Source organism: Streptomyces sp. JJ36 (assembly GCF_021696945.1).
Lineage (GTDB): Bacteria > Actinomycetota > Actinomycetes > Streptomycetales > Streptomycetaceae > Streptomyces.
This window is the reverse complement of sequence record NZ_JACYHE010000094.1, coordinates 1-19,766: the sequence shown is the minus strand read 5'-3', so window position 1 is coordinate 19,766 and position 19,766 is coordinate 1. Positions and strand designations below refer to the sequence as shown.

Here is a 19,766-nt window from a genome sequence, read left to right as displayed (position 1 = left end):
GCCGCCACCGGCCTCCCCGGCGGCCTGGGAGCCGGCCGGGTACGGGCCCGGCGGGCCGTGCACGCCGGACGGGCCGGGCCCTCGCGGCACCTCGTGCGGGCCGGGAGGGCCGGCCGCGTCGTGCGGCCCGGGAGCGCCGCCCCGGCCCTGGGGGTGCGCCGCGTCCGGGGCGGCGGGTATGCCCCCGCGCGGCTCGGGCTGCGCGGCCGCCGGGTCCGGCAGCGGGTCGTACCCGCAGAGCGCCTCCTCGGCGGCGCCGGCGGCCAGCCCGGTGAGCACGGCCCGCCCGTCATCGCACACCTGCACGGTGCGGGCGGTGATGTTGCGGTGCACCCAACCCTGCGCGTGGACGGCACGCAGCGCCGCGAGCACGTCGGCGGCGATCTCGGCCGCCCGGTGCGCGCTCAGCCGTTCCTCGGCCAGCAGCTCGGAGAGCGAGCGGGCAGGCAGGAGTTCACCCACGATCCAGAGCCCGTCACCGGCCACGAAGGCGTCGTAGACCTGGCCGAGCCGCGGGTGGTCCGGCAGCCGGGAGGCGGCGAGCGCGGCGTCCAGGGCCCGCCGTACGCCCACGGGCAGGCCGCCCGCACCCCGGGGGGTGCCGGAACGGCCGGCGGGCTGCGGCGCGTCCGCGAACTCGGCGTCCACGATCTCGGGAAGCGGCACCTGACGGAGCAGCACCTCCCGGCCGTGCACGGTGTCGTAGGCCGGTGTCTCCGCTCCCTCGTACTCCTCGTCCGGGAGCCCAGGCAGACGGTAGCGGCCGGCAAGCAGCCGCCCCGCGTGACCCGCGTCGTCCACAGCGCCTCCCCACAGCGCACGAGCAGTACCTCGATCGGTCCCCGGGCCGCCGCGCTCCACCCTCCGGCGGATGCTCACGGTCCCCGGCCCTTCACGATACGTGCCGGAGCGGCCCCGCGTCCCGGGTCGCGCGGCTCTCCGCGGTCAGCCTTCCCCCGTACCGGCGCCGTCAACTCCCCGCGGGCACCCCGGTGACGGGGACGGCGGCCCGCGCGGGCCCTGCTCAGCGCGGGCGGAAGGTGCGCATGGCCGTCTCGCGCAGGGTGCGGCACTTCTCCCCGTCCCAGGCGTCGGCCCGGCAGGTGATCATGATGGCGTAGCCGCGGTTCTCGTCCACCTTGAAGCCCCGGTTGAGCACCCGCACCCGGGTGCCGCCCTCCGTCCGCTCGAAGGTCCAGTCGGCCACGGTGGGATAGTCCCGCCAGCCCCGGACCTCCTTCATGCCGATCCGCCGGTAGTCCGTGCTGCTGCTGCGCGTGCTGCCTTCCAGGTTCTCCCAGGCGCGCACGGCGTCGTCCTGCGGCTGGGTGCCGAAGTCCACCTGGAGCCGCGGGTAACCGCCGTCCGCCGGACCGTACTTGCGGCCGGCCCCCGTGCCCGAGACACCGCGGCGCTCGAAGCCGGCGGGCATCGCTATCGAGTGGCGGAAGCGCCCGTCGGTGACCCGCTCGTAGCCGTCGGGGAGCTGCGCGCCGGAGCCGTCGTCACCGTCTCCGCCCGGGCCCCCGTCGGCGCCCTCGTCCCGGCCGGCCGTGTCCTCCCCGGCGTCGTCCGCAGCGTCGTCCGCCGCCTCACCGTCCTGCTGCCCGGCGCCGTTCCCGGACGTGTCGCCTCCGGTCCCCGGCTCGTCGCCGGCCTTCCCGTCCTGCCCGCCGCCGGCCTTCTTCCCGTCCGCGCCGTCCTGGCCGGCGCCCTGCTGCTCGGCGCCCTGGGAGGTCCCGCCGCCGGTGCCGTTCCCGCCGTCCTCGCCGGCGAACGCCGTGGCGAGGACGACGACCAGCACCACCAGCACGACCACCACCGCACCCACGACGAGCCACCCCCGTCGGGAGAGGAGGTCACCGAGCGCGGCGGAGGCCGTACGGCCCTCCCCGGGAGAGGCCGCGGCAGCACCGGGCCCTGCCCCGTCGCCGCGGCGGGTGCCCGCGCCGCTCGCGGCGCCGGACTCCGCGGGCTGGGCGTCCTCACGGGTGCCGGACGGCGTACGGGTACCGGCGGACGCGCCGCCCGCCGGCTTCCCGCCGTCACCGTTCTTCGTACGGCCGTCTCCCGGGGCGCCCTCGCCGGAGGCCGCCGTGGCGGCGGCTTCCCCGGTGGCGGTGGCACCGGCAGGTGTCGTGTCCGAGCCGGCCGTTCCCTCGGCCTGCGCCCGCTCCGTGCCGGGCTGCGCCTGGGCGGCCGCGGCGGCGTTGCGTACGGCGCGCAGGGCTCCCCGGAGCCGCTCCGCGGAACGGCCCGTCAGCGCCCCGCGCCCGCCCGTGGTGCCGCGGGACCACGGCGAGGCGCCGGTACCGCTGCGCGCGGCGGGCTGCTCGGGCTCGGGCGGCAGGGCGACGGCGCGGGTCGCGTCCGGCGCCTCCGCGGGGGCCGTGGCGGCTCCGGCGACCACCGCCTCCAGCAGGGCCTGGGCGCCGTCCACGTCGAGCCGCTTGGCCGGGTCCTTCTCCAGCAGGCCGTAGATGACCTCGCTCAGCTCACCCGCCTGCCGCGGCTTGGGCAGCGGCTCCGTCATCACCGCGGTCAGCGTGGAGAGCGCGGACCCCTTGTCGTACGGCGGGCGGCCCTCCACCGCCGCGTAGAGCAGGCCGCCGAGGGACCACAGGTCGGCGGGCGGGCCCGGCGGCTTGCCGCGGGCCCGCTCCGGCGAGATGTACGAGGGGGCGCCGACGAGCATCCCGGTGGAGGTGATGGAAGGGTCACCCTCCACCTTGGCGATCCCGAAGTCGGTGAGCACCACCCGTCCGGTGCCCTCCTCCAGCAGGACGTTGGAGGGCTTCACGTCGCGGTGCAGGATGCCCTCACGGTGGGCGGCGCGCAGCACGTCGAGCACGGAGAGCCCCACCTCGGCCGCCTCGGCGGGCTTCAACGGTCCCTCTTTGCGCAGGCGGTCGGCGAGCGAGCTGCCCTCGATGAGCTCCATGACGATCCACGGCCGGTCGTCCTCGTCGACGACGTCGAAAACGGTGACCGCGCTGCCGCTGCGAATACGGGCGATGGCCTTGGCCTCCCGCAGCGTGCGGGTGATCAGCCGCTGCTTCTCGTCCTCCTCCACGCTGGACGGAAAGCGGAGCTCCTTCACCGCCACCGTGCGCCCGAGGGTCTCGTCCCGGCCCCGCCACACGGTGCCCATGCCGCCCCGGCCGAGCACACCCTCGAGCCGGTAACGGCCGCCGACCAGCCGGCCGTCCTCAACGTCCTGGCCCATGAATCCCCTTGCTTCCCCTCAAGCAGAAGTGCCCCCCGGCAGAGCCTTCATTGTGACCCATCTGACCGGCCGGCCGTCCCCCGGGGCGCGCGCCACGCCCCGGGCCGCCGCGAGCCGTCACGGAGGGTCGCCCACCCGGGTACGCCTGCCGGGAGGGGAGGTGACGCCACGTCGGGCGGGGCCGGGCGAGGGTGGGGCGGGGCGCCTACGCAGCGGTGAGATGCGGGTGGGGTGGCGGGTGCGGCCCGGGCGACACCACCCCGGCCGCCCAGGCGCACCTCGCGCCCCGGCGCCCGCCGACGCGCCCGCCGTGCCCCTCCCCGCGGCGCCCGCCGTGGCAGCAGGCCCGGAGGCACCCCCCGCCGCTCCCCCTCAGAGCGGCACGATCTCCGGGGCGCCGAGCCGGGCCGCGTCGGCGGTCAGGTCGTCCGGCTGGCGCTGCGACTCGCGTTCCGCCTCGACCCGCTTCTCGTAGTGCTCGACCTCCCGGTCGATCTGCGCGGAGTCCCAGCCGAGCACCCGCGCCATCAGCTCGGCACACTCGCGGGCGCTGCGCGTCCCGCGGTCGAAGGTCTCGATGGAGATGCGGGTACGGCGCGTCAGGACGTCGTCCAGATGGCGGGCGCCCTCGTGGGTGCAGGCGTAGACGACCTCCGCCTTGAGGTAGTCGTCCGCCGCGGGCAGCGGCTCGCCGAGCTGCGGGTCGTCCGCGATCAGCTCCAGCACCTCCTCGGTCAGCGAGCCGTACCGCCCCAGCAGATGCTCCACCCGGGCCACATGCAGCCCGGTACGGGCGGCGATCCGCGCCCGGGCGTTCCACAGCGCGTGGTAGCCCTCGGCACCGGCCAGCCGCACCTCCTCGGTGATGCAGTCGGCGACCCGGACGTCCAGCGCGTGCACCGCCTCGTCCACGGCGTCCTTCGCCATCACCCGGTACGTCGTGTACTTGCCGCCCGCGATGACGACCAGCCCCGGCACCGGGTGGGCCACCGTGTGCTCGCGGGAGAGCTTGCTGGTGGCCTCCGACTCGCCGGCCAGCAGCGGCCGCAGGCCCGCGTACACGCCTTCGACGTCGTCCCTGGTCAGGGGCAGGTTCAGCACGGAGTTCAGATGCTCCAGCAGGTAGTCGATGTCCGCGCTGGAGGCCGCCGGGTGGGCCTTGTCCAGGTCCCAGTCGGTGTCCGTGGTCCCGATGATCCAGTGCCGGCCCCAGGGGATGACGAAGAGCACGCTCTTCTCCGTACGGAGGATGAGCCCGGTGCTGGAGTTGATGCGGTCCTTCGGCACCACCAGGTGGATGCCCTTGGAAGCCCGTACGTGGAACTGACCCCGCTCGGCGATCAGCCCCTGGGTGTCGTCGGTCCACACCCCGGTCGCGTTCACCACCTGCTTGGCGCGGACCTCGAACTCGCCCCCCTGCTCCAGGTCCTGCAGCCGGGCGCCGACCACCCGTTCACCCTCCCGGAGGAAGCCGGTGACCCGGGTGCGGTTCACCGCGTGGGCGCCGTAGGCGGCGGCCGTACGGACCAGGGTGGCGACGTAGCGGGCGTCGTCCACCTGGGCGTCGTAGTACTGGAGGCCGCCGACCAGGGCGTCCTTCTTCAGCGCGGGCGCCACCTGCAAGGCCCGGCGCCGGGAGAGGTGCCGGTGCACCGGCAGGCCCCTGCCGTACCCGGAGGAGACCGACATGGCGTCGTAGAGCGCCACGCCCGACCCCGCGTACAGCCGTTCCCAGCCGCGGTGCTCGAGCGGATAGAGGAACGGCACCGGCTTCACCAGGTGCGGGGCGAGCCGGCTGAGCAGCAGCCCGCGCTCCTTCAGCGCCTCCCGCACCAGCGCGAAGTCCAGCATCTCCAGGTACCGCAGGCCGCCGTGGACGAGCTTGCTGGAGCGGCTGGAGGTGCCGGAGGCCCAGTCGCGGGCCTCGACGATGCCGGTGGACAGCCCGCGCGTCGCGGCGTCCAGGGCCGTGCCCGCGCCGACCACGCCGCCGCCGACGACCAGCACGTCGAGTTCTCGTTCCGCCATGGCGGCCAGTGCCCCGGTGCGCTGCTCCGGTCCGAGTGTCGCTGTCCTCACCGCTGCCTCCGATCGCCGTCCAGCCGGTCCTGGTACGCGGCCCGGGGGCCGCGCCTACCAGACGGTGTGCCCCAGTCGATGGTCCCCCATTGTTCCGACTCCGGGCGGTCTCCGGCAGCGTCCCGCGCCGCAATACCGCATATCTGTCATATAGGCGCCTAACCTGACAGAGCGCCCATCGACCGTCCTCGCGATCCCCGGGGGAAGGGATGTCCACCGCCATGCCCGCAGATCTCGCCGTCATCGGACTGGGCCATTCGGGTCTGCCGCTCGCCAGGGCCGCGACCGCCGCCGGCATCGACACGATCGGCTTCGACCCGGACCCGCGTACGGTCGCCGGCCTCGCCGCGGGACGGCCGCCCGCGGACGGCTCGGTCTCCGCCGCGGCACTGCGCCGCATGCTCTCCCGCGGCTTCCACGCCACCGCCGACCCGGCCGTGCTGGGACGGGTCCGCACGGTCGTGCTGAGCGCGGCCACGCCGCCCGGCCCGGAAGGCTCCCTGGACCTGGGGCCGCTGCGCGCGGCCGCCCGCACGCTGGCGGCCGTCCTGCGGCCCCGGACCACGGTGGTGCTGGAGTCGGCGGTCCCGCCGGGCGGCACCGAGAACGTCCTCCGGCCCCTCCTGGAGGAGGGTTCCGGACTCCGGGCGGGCCGCGACTTCCACCTCGCCTGCGCACCGGGCCGTCTCGATCCCGGCAACCGCACCCACGACCACGCCAACACCCCGCAGGTGATCGGCGGCCTCACCCCCGCCTGCACGGAGGCGGCCGCCGCCTTCTTCGGGCGGCTGACGGACAAGATCGTGCGGGCTCGCGGCCCCCGCGAGGCGGAGGCGGCCGCGCTGCTGGAGACGAACTACCGGCAGATCAACATCGCGCTCATCAACGAGATGGCCGTGCTCTGCCACGACATCGGCGTCGACGTCTGGGACGTCATCCGGTGCGCCGAGACCAAGCCGTTCGGCTTCCACGCGTTCCGGCCCGGCCCTGGCGTGGGCGGTCACGGGGTGGCCGCCGACCCCGGACGGACCGCCGGGCCCGGCGGCGCACCGGGGCAGCCGCTGCGCATGGTCGAGCTCGCCCGGGAGGTGAACGCCCGCATGCCGCGCTATGTCGCCCGGCGTGCGGCCGCCCTGCTCAACGAGCACGGCAAGTCCGCGCGCGGCGCCCGGGTGCTGCTGCTCGGCGTCACCTACAAGCCCGACCTGCCCGACCTCACGGGCGCGCCCGCCGCCGAGATCGCCGCGCGCCTGCGCGACCTCGGCGCCGAGCTGAGCTACCACGACCCGTACGTGCACCGCTGGGAGACCGCCGGGCGGCCGGTGCCCCGGGCGGAGGCGCTCTACGAGGCCGCCGGAGCGGCGGATCTGACGGTGCTGCTGCAGAACCACCGCACCTACGACCTCCAGGGCCTGGCGGCCAAGGCGCAGCTCCTGCTGGACACCCGGGGCGCGAGTCCCGCCGGGGCGGCGCACCGGCTCTGAGCCCCGGGCACCGCCGACGGCGGGCGCCGCCCGCCGCACCCGTACGGCCCCCGTACGGGGGCCGTACGGGCGAGGGGCGCCGTACGGGACACGGGACCCGGTACGGGCCACGGGACGCGCGTACGGCCCGGGTGAACGACGTCAGCCCTGCATGGGCGGCCGCGCGTAGTGCCGGTGGGCGGCCACCGCGTCCGTGAAGGCGCGGACGAACGTGTCGCTCGCCCGCCCCGCCGACCGGTCGGTCACCACGCCGTGGTCGGCCTCGGTGCCGCCGCCGTCGGCGGCCAGCCGCACCCCGGGCTCCAGGGTGGCGAGGGTGCCCACGCCCGAGCCGAGGGCCCCGATCGGCTTGCCGTGCCGGTAGGCGTCCCGTACGAAGCGCAGCCCGGCCCCGCCCGCCGCCGAGGCCAGCGCCTCCGCGGGGCCGTCCGGCAGGATCACCGCGTCGTAGAGCACGGAGGCCACGGTGGGCAGGGCGCGGGTCACCGCCACCTCGCCGCCGCCCGCTCCGGGCACCGTGCCGTCGTGCGGGGCGAGCACCTCGACGACGGCGCCCTCCGCGCCGAGCGCGTCCTGGAGTCCGGCGATCTGCTCGCCGTCCACGCCCTCGGTGGCGAGCACCGCGATCTGCCGGGTGCGGACGGAGCCGTCGCCGCGCAGGTTCTCGCTCGCCTGGCTCAGCGCGGGCGAGGAGGCGTCGGTGGCGGACGGGGCCTGCCCGGCCGGGGCGGCGGGCGGCGACACGCCGATCCCCTCGGCGACCGAGCGGGCCAGCTCGGTGTCGACGTTGACCAGGTTCTCCACCACGCGCTGGCGGATGCTCACCGTCCCGACCTTGCCGAGCTCGAAGCGGAAGGCGTCCACGATGTGCTGCCGCTCCCAGTCGCTCATGCTGTTCCAGAACAGCGACGCCTGGGTGTAGTGGTCCTGGAAGCTCGCGCTGCGCTTGCGGATCTTCGCGCCGTCCACCCGTTCGGTGTAGTGCTGGAAGGCCTGCGGGTCGGCACCGGCGACCACCGGGCAGCCGCCGCTGAGCGAGTTCTTGTGGTAGCTGGCGCCTCGGTGGATCTCGTGCTGGTGGAAGCCGTCGCGCTGGTGCGTGCGCACCGGGGCGACCGGCCGGTTCACCGGGATCTGGGCGAAGTTGGGGCCGCCCAGGCGGAGGAGCTGGGTGTCCAGGTAGGAGAAGTTCCGGGCCTGGAGCAGCGGGTCGTTGGTGAAGTCGATGCCGGGCACGACGTTGGCGGTGTGGAAGGCGACCTGCTCGGTCTCGGCGAAGAAGTTGTCCGGGTTGGTGTCCAGCACCATCCGGCCGATGGGCCGGACCGGCACCTGCTCCTCGGGGATGATCTTGGTCGCGTCGAGCAGGTCGAAGTCGAAGGAGTGCTCGTCCTCCTCCGGCACGAGCTGCACGCCCAGCTCGTACTCCGGGTACTCGCCGGACTCGATGGCCATCCAGAGGTCGCGGCGGTTGAAGTCCGGGTCCCGGCCCATGGTCTCCTGCGCCTCGTCCCACACCAGCGAGTGGACGCCCAGCTTCGGCTTCCAGTGGAACTTCACGAAGGTGCCCCGGCCCTCCGCGTCCACGAAGCGGAAGGTGTGGACGCCGAAGCCCTGCATCGTGCGGTAGCTGCGCGGGATGGCCCGGTCCGACATCAGCCACATCATCATGTGCGTGGTCTCCGGCTGGAGGCCCACGAAGTCCCACAGGGTGTCGTGCGCGGATGCTCCGGTGGGGATCTCGTTGTGCGGCTCGGGCTTCACCGCGTGCACGAAGTCGGGGAACTTGATGCCGTCCTGGATGAAGAAGACCGGCATGTTGTTCCCCACGAGGTCGTAGTTGCCCTCGGAGGTGTAGAACTTCGTGGCGAAGCCGCGCACGTCCCGCACCGTGTCCGCCGAGCCGCGCGGCCCCTGCACCGTGGAGAAGCGCACGAAGACCGGCGTACGCACCGAGGGGTCCTGGAGGAAGGCCGCCCGGGTGAAGGCGGCACAGGACTCGTAGGGCTCGAAGAAGCCGTACGCCCCCGCGCCCCGGGCGTGCACCACCCGCTCGGGGATGCGTTCGTGGTCGAAGCGGGTGAGCTTCTCCCGGAAGTGGAAGTCCTCCATCAGGGTGGGGCCGCGCTCCCCCGCCTGGAGCGCGTCGTCGGTGTGGTCGACGGCGGTCCCCTGGTCGGTGGTGAGCGGGCCACCCGCCGGGTCGGCGGCGCGGTGGCTGTCCCGCTGGCGCTGTTTGGCGTCCTCACGGGGCTGGTGACCGGACACGTACTCTGCCATGGCGGCGGCTCCTGCTGCTGCTCCTCGTCGGCGTCCCGGCACCGGCGGCCGGTTCCGTCGCGGAGTAGCCCGCCCACGGGCGGGGGAAACGTGCCCGCCCCGTCCGGCCGCCCGCCGCACCCGGACGGGCCGGGCCCGGATGCGGGGGCAGGGACGCGGGGGCAGGGACGAGGGAGCGGGGACGGCAGGGCAGCCGCGCCCCGGCGGCGGCACACGGCCGGCGGGCGCCTGCCGCGCCACGCTCCCGGGTCCGTACGGGCGGGAGCGCGGCGCCCACGGCGGTACGGGCGTCAGCGGGAGCGGGCGACCGTGACCTCGACCCGCTGGAACTCCTTGAGCTCGGAGTAGCCGGTGGTCGCCATGGCGCGGCGCAGCGCGCCGAAGAAGTTCATGGAGCCGTCCGGGGTGTGCGACGGGCCGAGGAGGATCTCCTCGGTGGTGCCCACCGTCCCCAGGTGCATCCGCTTGCCGCGCGGCACGTCCTCGTGGACGGCCTCCATGCCCCAGTGGTGGCCGCGGCCGGGGGCGTCGGTGGCCCGGGCCAGCGGGGAGCCCATCATCACCGCGTCCGCGCCGCAGGCGACGGCCTTCGGCAGGTCGCCGGACCAGCCCACCCCGCCGTCGGCGATCACGTGGACGTAGCGGCCGCCGGACTCGTCGAGGTAGTCGCGGCGGGCCGCGGCCACGTCGGCGACCGCGGTGGCCATCGGCACCTGGATGCCCAGCACGTTGCGTGTGGTGTGCGCCGCGCCGCCGCCGAAGCCGACCAGCACGCCCGCCGCGCCGGTCCGCATCAGGTGCAGGGCCGCGGTGTAGGTGGCGCAGCCGCCGACGATCACCGGGACGTCCAGGTCATAGATGAACTGCTTGAGGTTGAGCGGCTCGGCGCGCCCGGACACGTGCTCGGCCGAGACCGTGGTGCCGCGGATCACGAAGAGGTCCACCCCGGCGTCCACCACGGCCTTGGAGAACTGCGCGGTGCGCTGCGGCGACAGGGCGGCGGCGGTCACCACGCCGGCGTCCCGCACCTCCTTGATGCGCCGCCCGATCAGCTCCTCCTTGATCGGCTCGGCGTAGAGCCGCTGCATCCGCCGGTTGGCTTCGGCCTCGTCCAGCTCGGCGATCTCGGCGAGCAGCGGCTCCGGGTCCTCGTACCGCGTCCACAGGCCCTCGAGGTTCAGCACCCCGAGACCGCCCAGCTCGCCGATGCGGATGGCCGTGGCGGGCGAGACGACGGAGTCCATGGGGGCGGCCAGGAAGGGCAGCTCGAAGCGGTAGGCGTCGATCTGCCAGGCGATCGAGACCTCCTCCGGGTCACGGGTGCGCCGGCTGGGGACGACGGCGATGTCGTCGAACGCGTACGCCTTGCGGCCGCGCTTGCCGCGCCCGATCTCGATCTCAGTCACGAAATGGCCCTTCCTTGCGGTTGCGTACCCAGTATCGCCCACGCCGTCTGCACGCCCGAGCCCGCGACCTCCCCAGGCCGCGGGCTCGGGCGGGTGCGGCTCAGCGCCGCGAGTAGTTCGGTGCCTCGGTGGTCATCTGGATGTCGTGCGGGTGGCTCTCCTTGAGGCCGGCCGCGGTGATGCGCACGAAGCGGCCGTGCTCCTTCAGCTCCGCCACGGTGCGCCCGCCGACGTAGAACATCGACTGCTTGAGCCCGCCGACGAGCTGGTGCACCACCGCCGCGAGGGGGCCGCGGTAGGGCACCTGGCCCTCGACGCCCTCGGGGACCAGCTTGTCGTCGGTGCCGACACCCTCCTGGAAGTAACGGTCCTTGGAGAAGGAGCGGCTGTCGCCCCGCGACTGCATGGCGCCCAGCGAGCCCATGCCGCGGTACGACTTGAACTGCTTGCCGTTGATGAAGAGCAGCTCGCCCGGCGACTCCTCGCAGCCCGCCAGCAGGCTGCCGAGCATCACCGTGTCGGCGCCGGCGACCAGGGCCTTGGCGATGTCCCCGCTGTACTGCAGACCGCCGTCCCCGATGACCGGCACGCCGGCCTCCCTGGCGGCCAGCGACGCCTCGTGGATCGCGGTGACCTGGGGGACGCCGATGCCGGCCACCACCCGGGTGGTGCAGATGGAACCGGGGCCGACACCCACCTTGATGCCGTCGGCGCCCGCGTCGATCAGCGCCTGTGCGCCGTCGCGGGTGGCGATGTTCCCGCCGACCACGTCGACGGAGGAATTCGACTTGATCTTGGCGACCATGTCGCCGACCAGCCGGGAGTGGCCGTGCGCGGTGTCCACCACGATGAAGTCCACGCCGGCCTCGATCAGCGCCTGCGCCCGGTCGTACGCGTCGCCCGCCACCCCGACGGCCGCGCCCACGACGAGCCGGCCCTCGGCGTCCTTCGCGGCGTTCGGGTACTGCTCGGCCTTGACGAAGTCCTTGACCGTGATCAGGCCCTTGAGCACGCCGTCGTCGTCCACCAGCGGAAGCTTCTCGATCTTGTGCCGGCGCAGCAGCTCCATGGCGTCCGCGCCGGAGACGCCCACCCTGCCGGTGACCAGCGGCATGGGCGTCATCACCTCCCGGACCTGCCGGCCGCGGTCCAGCTCGAAGGCCATGTCGCGGTTGGTGACGATGCCGAGCAGCTTCCCGGCCGGGTCGGTGACCGGCACGCCGCTGATCCGGAAGCGGCCGCAGAGCTCGTCGGCCTGCTGCAGGGTGGCGTCCGGGCCGATGGTGATGGGATCGGTGACCATGCCGGACTCGGAGCGCTTCACGCGGTCCACCTGGAGGGCCTGGTCCTCGATCGCGAGATTGCGGTGCAGCACGCCGACGCCGCCCTGCCGGGCCATGGCGATGGCCATCCGGGCCTCGGTGACCTTGTCCATGGCGGCGGAGAGCAGCGGCACGTTCACCCGGACGTTGCGGGAGACCGGCGAGGAGGTGTCGATCTCCTGGGGGGCCATGTCCGACTCGCCCGGCAGCAGGAGCACGTCGTCGTAGGTCAGCCCGAGAGCGGCGAACTTGGCGGGCACTCCGTCGACGTAGTCTGTCATGACACCTTCCCCATGCTTGCGCGGCGCGGACGTCCATGCTAACGGCCGCAGAGGGCTGCTCGGCGACGTGACCGGTGCCGAATCGGTCACCCGTGCGGCACTACTGTTCGGCCAGCGCCCGCAGTCTGGTGAGCGCCCGGTGCTGTGCCACCCGCACCGCACCCGGCGACATGCCGAGCATCTGCCCGGTCTCCTCGGCCGAGAGGCCCACCGCCACCCGCAGCAGCACCAGTTCCCGCTGGTGCTCCGGCAGGTTGGCCAGCAGCTTCTTGGCCCACTCGGCGTCGCTGCTCTGCAGCGCCCGCTCCTCCGGCCCGAGCGAGTCGTCCGGCTGCTCGGGCATCTCGTCGGAGGGCACGGCGGTGCTGCCGGGTCCGCGCATCGCGGCCCGCTGCAGGTCGGCCACCTTGTGCTGGGCGATGGCGACCACGAAGGCCTCGAAGGGTTTGCCGGTGTCGCGGTAGCGCGGCAGGGCGCACAGCACCGCGAGGCAGACCTCCTGCGCGAGGTCGTCGACGAAGTGCCGGGCGTCCCCGGGCAGCCGCGTCAGCCGGGTGCGGCAGTAGCGCAGCGCGAGCGGGTGCACGCGGGCGAGCAGGTCGTGGGTGGCCTGCTCGTCCCCCTCGACCGCACGCCGGACGAGGGCGCCGACCGCCGCCTGGTGCTCGTCGTCGCGCATCGGTCCATGGTGCACGGCGCTCGCGCGATCCGTCGCACCGCGCCCCGGCTTCTGCACAGAAGCGTTATGAGCAAGCGCACCGGCTGTCACGTCGCGTGCCCTCCTCTGCCGCCCGACCGACCGGTCCCCGGGGAACTCCATACACCAAGCATGCGGCACGCGCGGAAATTCCGTGCCGCCCGCCGCCGGACCGCCCGGGACCGGGCTTCGGGACCCTTCCGGAACGGCCGGGAAAGCCGTGACGGCGAGCCGCCGCGGGCGGGGACCGGACCTTACCGGACGAGGCCCCAGCGGAATCCGAGGGCCACCGCATGGGCGCGGTCGGAGGCGCCGAGCTTCTTGAACAGCCGGCGGGCGTGGGTCTTGACCGTGTCCTCGGAGAGAAAGAGCTCCCGGCCGATCTCGGCGTTCGAGCGGCCGTGGCTCATGCCCTCCAGCACCTGGATCTCCCGGGCGGTCAGGGTGGGAGCGGCGCCCATCTCGGCCGAGCGCAGCCGGCGCGGCGCCAGCCGCCACGTCGGGTCGGCCAGCGCCTGGGTGACGGTGGCCCGCAGCTCGGCGCGCGAGGCGTCCTTGTGCAGATAGCCCCGGGCCCCGGCGGCGACGGCGAGCGCGACGCCGTCCAGGTCCTCGGCCACGGTGAGCATGATGATGCGGGCCCCCGGATCGGCCGACAGCAGCCGCCGGACGGTCTCCACACCCCCCAGGCCGGGCATCCGGACGTCCATGAGAATGAGATCCGAGCGATCGGCACCCCAGCGGCGGAGGACTTCCTCGCCGTTGGCAGCCGTTGTCACACGCTCGACACCGGGCACGGTCGCCACCGCGCGGCGCAGCGCCTCCCGGGCGAGGGGGGAGTCGTCGCAGACGAGGACGGAAGTCATGACCACCCTCCGCAGCTGATGCGCATCACCTTGAGCCTCCAGGCTGTTCACGAAACGTCACCTGTGTGCGATTGACCACTGCGGGCACCCGGGCATCCGGGCACTTTCCGGCAATCGCTTTCCGCACTCTCAACGACGGTCACCCAAAAGAGTTACGGGTTCGCCGGCCGCCTCGGACACTCTACGTGAGTGCACGGACACACTTCGAGTGAACGCCACGCCGCGACGCCACCCGATACGTGCCCTATTTGGTCGGCATTCCTTCCGTTTCCACCGGGTACTTACTAGATTCGGCAAAGAGTCATATTTACTGATCAGTGGCAGATCCGTCGCAGTACGCTTCCGAGGGGACACGCAATGGCAGACTTCTCCCGCCTCCCGGGCCCGAACGCCGATCTGTGGGACTGGCAGCTGCTCGCCGCCTGCCGTGGTGTCGACAGTTCCCTCTTCTTCCACCCCGAGGGGGAACGGGGAGCCGCCCGCAGTGCGCGCGAGGCGTCCGCGAAGGAGGTCTGCATGCGCTGCCCGGTGCGCTCCGAGTGCGCCGCACACGCCCTGGCGGTGCGGGAGCCGTACGGAGTCTGGGGCGGCCTCACGGAGGACGAGCGCGAGGAGCTCATGGGACGGGCACGGAACCGTCTCGTGACGTCGCACAGCGCCTCCCAGCACTAGCAGAAACGATTCTCCACCGGCCCCTGGCGCGGGCCGGTGGCGCATGAGCGGCTCCGCGGGCTCGTCGGCGGCTCCCCCGTGCTCCCCCGCGGTCACAGGGCGCCCACGCGGGGCGCCACGGAGACCCCCGTCGGACCCGCGACCGCCCGGGAATCCGGTCGCTCCCGCGGAGCCGGGCAGGCTAGCGTGCCGCCATGGAGCTGCTGTCAGTGAATCTCGGGAGGCCGTACCGCACCGCGGAGGCGGCGATCGGTGTCACCGGCATCGACAAGCGCCCGGCCGAGGGCCCCGTCGCGGTGTCCGCGCCCGGCCCGAAGGGCGTGGGGGGAAGCGGACTGGCCGGCGACACCATCGCCGACCTGCGGCACCACGGCGGGGAGCACCAGGCGGTGTACGCCTTCGCCCGGGAGGAGCTGGACGCCTGGGAGAAGGAGCTGGGCCGGACGCTGCCGAACGGCGTGTTCGGGGAGAACCTCACCACCACGGGCCTGGACGTGAGCGGGGCGCGCGTCGGCGAGCGCTGGCGCGTGGGACCGGACGTGCTGCTGGAGGTGTGCGGCCCCCGCATCCCCTGCCGCACCTTCGCGAGCTGGCTCGGCGAGCGGGGCTGGGTGCGGACCTTCACCCGGAAGGCGCAGCCGGGCGCCTATCTGCGGGTGCTGGAACCGGGCGAGATCCGCGCCGGCGACCCGGTCTCCCGGGTGCACGTCCCCGAGCACGAGGTCACCGCCGCGTTCGTGTTCCGCGCGCTCACCGCGGAGCCCGGGCTGCTGCCCCGGATCCTCGTCGCCCGGGACGCGCTGGACCCGGAGGCGGTGGAGAGCGCGGAACGGCGGGCCTCCTGACGCGACGCCCCGAGCAGGGCGCGCCCGGACGGCTGCTCGGCCCGGGTCCGGGAGGGCCGCCGCCCCGGCGCCGCGCCGCCGGGGAGGCGGCGGGAGTCCGGCACCCCGGAGAAGCCGGTCCCCGGCCCCCGGCGAGCTGACACCCCCTCAGGTCCGCCGTACCGCACGCCGTGGCCGGGTCCGCGGGCGCGGTCGGCCCGGACGACGGCCGCACCGGGGCCCCGGGCGGCGGGCCGCCGCCCCGCGCCCGGCACCGGGCACGGCGGGGCGTGGGGCGTGCGCGTATACCGTGCCCCCATGACGACTGCACTGATCACGGGAGCGACCGCGGGGATCGGCGCCGCCTTCGCCCGCCGGCTGGCGCGCGACGGGCACGACGTCGTGCTCGTCGCACGGAACACCGAGCGGCTGCGGGAGCAGGCCGCCGAGCTGCACGACCAGCACGGCGTGGAGGCCTCCGTGCTCACCGCGGACCTCTCCGGGGAGCGCGGGATCGCGGCGCTGGGGGAGCGGGTGGGCGACCGCGACCGCCCGGTCGACCTGCTGGTCAACAACGCCGGCTTCGGCACCAAGGGCCGCTTCCTCGAGGTGCCGATGGCCGACGAGCTGACGATGCTGCGGGTGCACTGCGAGGCGGTGCTGCGGTCGACGGCGGCCGCGGCGGAGGCGATGCGGGACCGGGGACGCGGCGGCATCGTCAACGTCGCCTCGGTGGCCGCCTTCCTGCCCCGCGGCACGTACGGCGCGTCCAAGGCATGGATCACCCAGTTCACCCAGGGCGTCGCCAACGACATGGCGGGCACCGGCGTACGGCTGATGGCGCTCTGCCCCGGCTTCGTGCGGACGGAGTTCCACACCCGGGCCGGGATGGACGCCGAGGGGGTGCCGGGCTGGATGTGGCTGGACGCGGGGCGCGTGGTGGACGCCGCGCTGGCCGACCTGGCGCGGGGCCGCACGCTGTCGATCCCGGACCCGCGGTACAAGGCGCTGATGGGGCTGACCCGGCTCGCGCCGCGCGGGGTGCTGGCCCGGGTCTCCTCCCGGGCCGGCCGCGATTACGGGCCGCACTGAGCACCCACACGGGACGCACTGGATCCGCCGGCGGTCTCTCCCTGCGCGCCTGCGGCGGCCCCCGGGCCCGATGGCGGGGGCCGGCGCCCCCGGCGCCGGCGCCTCGTCGGGCACGGGGACCGAGGTCCCGGCCGCTTCGGGGCGCGCCCCGCCCGGACGCTCCCGCCCGCTGCGCGCTCCCCGCCGGGCGGACACGCGCACGGCCCGGCGCCCCCGGACGGGGGACACCGGGCCGTGGCGTGCGCGGCGCGCAACAGACCGAGTGTGCTGCCGTGCGCCACTGTGCACCGGCATACGCCGGTCGTACGCCGTCGTGCGTCGTGACACACGCCGGAGCGCGCCGTGCGGGCGCGACTCAGTGCGCGTGACCGTGGCCGTGGCCGCCCGCGTTCTCCTCCTCCTCGGCCGGCTTCTCGACGACCAGGGTCTCGGTCGTGAGCAGCAGCGAGGCGATGGAGGCGGCGTTCTCCAGGGCGGAACGGGTCACCTTCACCGGGTCGATGACGCCGGCCTTGATGAGGTCGCCGTACTCGCCGGTGGCGGCGTTGAAGCCCTGGCCCTTGTCCAGCTCGGCCACCTTGGAGGAGATGACGTAGCCCTCCAGGCCGGCGTTCTCGGCGATCCAGCGCAGCGGCTCGACGAGCGCGCGGCGGACGACGGCGACGCCGGTGGCCTCGTCGTCCTTCTTGCCCAGCGAGTCCCCGAGCACCTTGGCCGCGTGCACCAGGGAGGCGCCGCCACCGGGGACGATGCCCTCCTCGACCGCGGCGCGGGTCGCGGAGATGGCGTCCTCCAGGCGGTGCTTCTTCTCCTTGAGCTCGACCTCGGTGGCCGCGCCGACGCGGATGACGCAGACGCCGCCGGCCAGCTTGGCCAGCCGCTCCTGGAGCTTCTCACGGTCCCAGTCGGAGTCGGTGTTCTCGATCTCCGCCTTGATCTGGGCGACGCGCGCCTGCACGTCCTCCGCCTTGCCCGCGCCGTCGACGATGGTGGTGTCGTCCTTGGTGACGGTGACGCGGCGGGCGGAGCCGAGCACGTCCAGGCCGGCCTGGTCGAGCTTGAGGCCGACCTCCTCGGCGATGACGGTGGCACCGGTCAGGGTGGCCATGTCGCCGAGCATCGCCTTGCGGCGGTCGCCGAAGCCGGGGGCCTTGACGGCGACGGCGTTGAAGGTGCCGCGGATCTTGTTGACCACGAGGGTGGAGAGGGCCTCGCCCTCCACGTCCTCGGCGATGATCAGCAGCGGCTTGGAGCCGCCGGCCTGCATGATCTTCTCGAGCAGCGGCAGCAGGTCCTGGATGGAGCTGATCTTGCCCTGGTGGATCAGGATGTACGGGTCGTCGAGGACGGCCTCCATACGCTCCTGGTCGGACACCATGTACGGGGACAGGTAGCCCTTGTCGAAGGCCATGCCCTCGGTGAAGTCCAGCTCCAGGCCGAAGGTCTGGGACTCCTCGACCGTGATGACGCCGTCCTTGCCGACCTTGTCCATCGCCTCCGCGATCAGCTCGCCGACCTGCTTGTCCTGGGCGGACAGGGCGGCGACGGCGGCGATGTCCTCCTTGGAGTCGATCGGCCGGGCGGAGCCCAGCAGCTCGCCGGAGACGGCCTCGACAGCGGCGTCGATGCCCTTCTTCAGCGCGGCGGGGGAGGCCCCGGCGGCGACGTTCCGCAGGCCCTCGCGGACCAGCGCCTGGGCCAGCACGGTGGCGGTGGTGGTGCCGTCACCCGCGATGTCGTTGGTCTTGGTCGCCACCTCCTTCACGAGCTGGGCGCCCAGGTTCTCGTACGGGTCGTCCGTCTCGACCTCACGGGCGATGGTGACGCCGTCGTTGGTGATGGTCGGGGCGCCGAACTTCTTGTCGATGACGACGTTCCGGCCCTTGGGGCCGATGGTCACCTTGACGGTGTCGGCGAGCTGGTTGACGCCGCGCTCGAGGGCGCGGCGCGCGTCCTCGTCGAACTTCAGGATCTTGGCCATGGAGCTGTGGGTCCTCTCAGACGAACTGCGCCCCGGCCCCGGCTGCTGTCTCGGAGTTCTCGGACGCGGCGGGAGCCAGGGCGCAGATCAATAAGCAGTTTCGGCGTGCCTCGGCGGCTTACTTCTCGACGATCGCGAGGACGTCGCGGGCCGAGAGGACGAGGTACTCCTCGCCGTTGTACTTCACCTCGGTGCCGCCGTACTTGCTGTAGAGCACGATGTCGCCGACGGACACGTCGAGCGGCAGGCGGTTGCCTTCCTCGAACCGGCCCGGGCCCACGGCCAGGACGGTGCCCTCCTGGGGCTTCTCCTTGGCGGTGTCCGGGATGACCAGGCCCGAGGCGGTGGTCTGCTCGGCGTCCAGCGGCTGGACGACGATGCGGTCCTCGAGCGGCTTGATGGCAACCTTGGAGCTGGTGGCGGTCGTCACGATCCGACCTCCCCCTTCGGAGATCTCAGCGGGGTTGAATGTCTGGGGTGGCGACCTGGTAGATCCGTCGTCGCGGGTGCCGGATCTGCCCGTCGCGTACTGGCTGGCACTCACCTGGGGAGAGTGCCAGCTCTGAGATTATGCCGCGGTTAGCACTCAGTCAACCAGAGTGCCAGGGGGTGCGCGGCGACTCAGAGGTAGTCCTCCAGGCGGGCCACGGCATACCCCTGCTCCGCGGCGAGTCGCAGGACCCGGCGTGTCATGTCGGCCATCGACCCGCCCCACTCCGCGGGGCCCCGGTAGTGGGTGAGCACGACGGCCCCCGGGTAGAGCCGGCCGCCGGGCTCCTGGAAGTCGATGCGGCCCGCCCACGCCTCCAGCCCCCACAGCACGACGCCGTCCAGCCCGCAGGCGCGCGCGGCCCGCAGCGTGACCCGGTCGTAGGCCCCGTACGGCGGCCGGAAGAGCCGCGGCTGCGGGCCGCCGATCTCCTCCTGGATCCGGTCCTGCTGGCCGCAGATCTCCCGGCGCTGCGCCCGGTAGCCGAGCGCCGGGAGATACGGGTGGTGGAGCGTGTGGTTGTGCATGGTGCCGCCCCGGAGCGCGAGGGAGCGGAAGTAGCCGTACCCCACGCCGGTGCGCGCCTCCTCGTCGGTCAGGAAGGAGCTCACCGGCAGGTCCAGCTCCTCCACCATGCGCAGGAACTCCGGGTCCTTCTCGGCGCCGTCGTCCACCGTCAGGAAGATCACCCGGTCGTCCGTCGGCACCCGGGAGACGACCGTGGCGTCCCGCAGCCGCGGTTTGAGCACCGGCGGGGCGGGCGGGAGCGGGGGCGGCTCGGCCACGCCCCAGCGACGGAAGGCCGCGACCCGGGCCCGCAGGAACCGTGCGTGCGCGGCCAGCGCGTCGGCGGTGGCGCGCACCCGGGCGGCGCGACGCGCCGGGGAGAGGGCGAGTCGCGCCGGCCCCGCCACTTCCGGCGCGGCCCGCCGCCCCGCCTTCCCGGGCCCCCGCCCGGGAGCGCGGCCCCCGTCCGGCGGCCCGTCCCGGTCACTGCCGGCCCGGGGCGCCACGGGGGGCGCGTGCAGCGGTGTGTGCACCGGCGCGGAGGGGAGGCCCGGGACCC

General features: G+C 74.1%; 15 protein-coding genes. 4 read left to right on the top strand and 11 right to left on the bottom strand.

Going from position 1 to position 19,766, the window contains the following annotated elements; translation table 11 throughout:
- The 3 genes from HOY81_RS24590 to HOY81_RS24580 all read right to left on the bottom strand — a co-directional run.
- A partial coding sequence (locus HOY81_RS24590; RefSeq protein WP_237322891.1) for a protein kinase occupies positions 1-801 on the bottom strand: 801 nt, incomplete at its 3' end.
- Between the two features lie 223 nt (positions 802-1,024).
- Positions 1,025-3,226 carry a serine/threonine-protein kinase gene (locus HOY81_RS24585; protein ID WP_237322890.1) on the bottom strand — a complete coding sequence of 734 codons (2,202 nt, stop codon included), beginning with the start codon at positions 3,224-3,226 and terminating at the stop codon, positions 1,025-1,027.
- 372 nt (positions 3,227-3,598) lie between these two features.
- On the bottom strand, positions 3,599-5,305 hold the full coding sequence (locus HOY81_RS24580) for a glycerol-3-phosphate dehydrogenase/oxidase (protein WP_237322889.1): 1,707 nt from the start codon (positions 5,303-5,305) through the stop codon (positions 3,599-3,601).
- A gap of 221 nt (positions 5,306-5,526) precedes the next feature.
- Here HOY81_RS24580 and HOY81_RS24575 point away from each other — a divergent pair, with 221 nt between their 5' ends.
- Positions 5,527-6,789 carry a nucleotide sugar dehydrogenase gene (locus tag HOY81_RS24575; RefSeq protein WP_237322888.1) on the top strand — a complete coding sequence of 421 codons (1,263 nt, stop codon included), beginning with the start codon at positions 5,527-5,529 and terminating at the stop codon, positions 6,787-6,789.
- Between the two features lie 141 nt (positions 6,790-6,930).
- On the opposite strand, the gene HOY81_RS24570 is transcribed toward HOY81_RS24575, so the two are convergent.
- From HOY81_RS24570 to HOY81_RS24550, 5 genes are all read right to left on the bottom strand, one after another.
- Positions 6,931-9,069 (bottom strand): catalase, encoded by a 2,139-nt coding sequence (locus tag HOY81_RS24570; RefSeq protein WP_237322887.1) that lies wholly within the window; start codon positions 9,067-9,069, stop codon positions 6,931-6,933.
- 290 nt (positions 9,070-9,359) lie between these two features.
- A complete protein-coding gene (locus HOY81_RS24565) occupies positions 9,360-10,475 on the bottom strand; it encodes a GuaB3 family IMP dehydrogenase-related protein (RefSeq protein WP_237322886.1) in 1,116 nt (371 codons plus the stop codon).
- Positions 10,476-10,575: 100 nt separating this feature from the next.
- Complete coding sequence (gene guaB, locus HOY81_RS24560) at positions 10,576-12,078, bottom strand: IMP dehydrogenase (RefSeq protein WP_237322885.1); 1,503 nt, start codon at positions 12,076-12,078, stop codon at positions 10,576-10,578.
- A gap of 100 nt (positions 12,079-12,178) precedes the next feature.
- The gene (locus tag HOY81_RS24555) at positions 12,179-12,757 is read right to left on the bottom strand and encodes a sigma-70 family RNA polymerase sigma factor (RefSeq protein WP_272893254.1); all 579 of its coding nucleotides are present in this window, start codon (positions 12,755-12,757) and stop codon (positions 12,179-12,181) included.
- Between the two features lie 272 nt (positions 12,758-13,029).
- The gene (locus tag HOY81_RS24550) at positions 13,030-13,641 is read right to left on the bottom strand and encodes a response regulator transcription factor (RefSeq protein ID WP_003948568.1); all 612 of its coding nucleotides are present in this window, start codon (positions 13,639-13,641) and stop codon (positions 13,030-13,032) included.
- 357 nt (positions 13,642-13,998) lie between these two features.
- Between HOY81_RS24550 and HOY81_RS24545 the strand changes: the two genes are divergently transcribed.
- The 3 genes from HOY81_RS24545 to HOY81_RS24535 all read left to right on the top strand — a co-directional run bounded on the left by HOY81_RS24545 (position 13,999) and on the right by HOY81_RS24535 (position 16,229).
- Positions 13,999-14,313 carry a WhiB family transcriptional regulator gene (locus tag HOY81_RS24545; RefSeq protein ID WP_237322883.1) on the top strand — a complete coding sequence of 105 codons (315 nt, stop codon included), beginning with the start codon at positions 13,999-14,001 and terminating at the stop codon, positions 14,311-14,313.
- Positions 14,314-14,507: 194 nt separating this feature from the next.
- The gene (locus HOY81_RS24540; protein ID WP_237322882.1) at positions 14,508-15,158 is read left to right on the top strand and encodes an MOSC domain-containing protein; all 651 of its coding nucleotides are present in this window, start codon (positions 14,508-14,510) and stop codon (positions 15,156-15,158) included.
- Between the two features lie 297 nt (positions 15,159-15,455).
- Positions 15,456-16,229, top strand: coding sequence for an SDR family oxidoreductase (locus HOY81_RS24535; protein ID WP_237322881.1), 774 nt, complete (start codon positions 15,456-15,458; stop codon positions 16,227-16,229).
- Between the two features lie 355 nt (positions 16,230-16,584).
- On the opposite strand, the gene groL is transcribed toward HOY81_RS24535, so the two are convergent.
- From groL to HOY81_RS24520, 3 genes are all read right to left on the bottom strand, one after another.
- Complete coding sequence (groL, locus tag HOY81_RS24530; protein WP_237322880.1) at positions 16,585-18,210, bottom strand: chaperonin GroEL; 1,626 nt, start codon at positions 18,208-18,210, stop codon at positions 16,585-16,587.
- Between the two features lie 118 nt (positions 18,211-18,328).
- Entirely contained in the window at positions 18,329-18,640 is a 312-nt protein-coding gene (gene groES / locus HOY81_RS24525) for a co-chaperone GroES (RefSeq protein WP_237322879.1), read from the bottom strand.
- A 191-nt stretch (positions 18,641-18,831) separates the two neighbouring features.
- The coding region (locus HOY81_RS24520) for a polysaccharide deacetylase family protein (protein WP_237322878.1) at positions 18,832-19,766 on the bottom strand (935 nt) is incomplete at its 5' end.

What these genes read in the sequence shown, in the direction of transcription:
- HOY81_RS24585 (WP_237322890.1), bottom strand. Translation starts at nt 3,226, where the DNA reads ATGGGCCAGGACGTTGAGGACGGCCGGCTGGTCGGCGGCCGTTACCGG.
- HOY81_RS24575 (WP_237322888.1), top strand. Translation starts at nt 5,527, where the DNA reads ATGCCCGCAGATCTCGCCGTCATCGGACTGGGCCATTCGGGTCTGCCG.
- HOY81_RS24570 (WP_237322887.1), bottom strand. Translation starts at nt 9,069, where the DNA reads ATGGCAGAGTACGTGTCCGGTCACCAGCCCCGTGAGGACGCCAAACAG.
- guaB (WP_237322885.1), bottom strand. Translation starts at nt 12,078, where the DNA reads ATGACAGACTACGTCGACGGAGTGCCCGCCAAGTTCGCCGCTCTCGGG.
- HOY81_RS24555 (WP_272893254.1), bottom strand. Translation starts at nt 12,757, where the DNA reads ATGCGCGACGACGAGCACCAGGCGGCGGTCGGCGCCCTCGTCCGGCGT.
- HOY81_RS24550 (WP_003948568.1), bottom strand. Translation starts at nt 13,641, where the DNA reads ATGACTTCCGTCCTCGTCTGCGACGACTCCCCCCTCGCCCGGGAGGCG.
- HOY81_RS24545 (WP_237322883.1), top strand. Translation starts at nt 13,999, where the DNA reads ATGGCAGACTTCTCCCGCCTCCCGGGCCCGAACGCCGATCTGTGGGAC.
- HOY81_RS24540 (WP_237322882.1), top strand. Translation starts at nt 14,508, where the DNA reads ATGGAGCTGCTGTCAGTGAATCTCGGGAGGCCGTACCGCACCGCGGAG.
- HOY81_RS24535 (WP_237322881.1), top strand. Translation starts at nt 15,456, where the DNA reads ATGACGACTGCACTGATCACGGGAGCGACCGCGGGGATCGGCGCCGCC.
- groL (WP_237322880.1), bottom strand. Translation starts at nt 18,210, where the DNA reads ATGGCCAAGATCCTGAAGTTCGACGAGGACGCGCGCCGCGCCCTCGAG.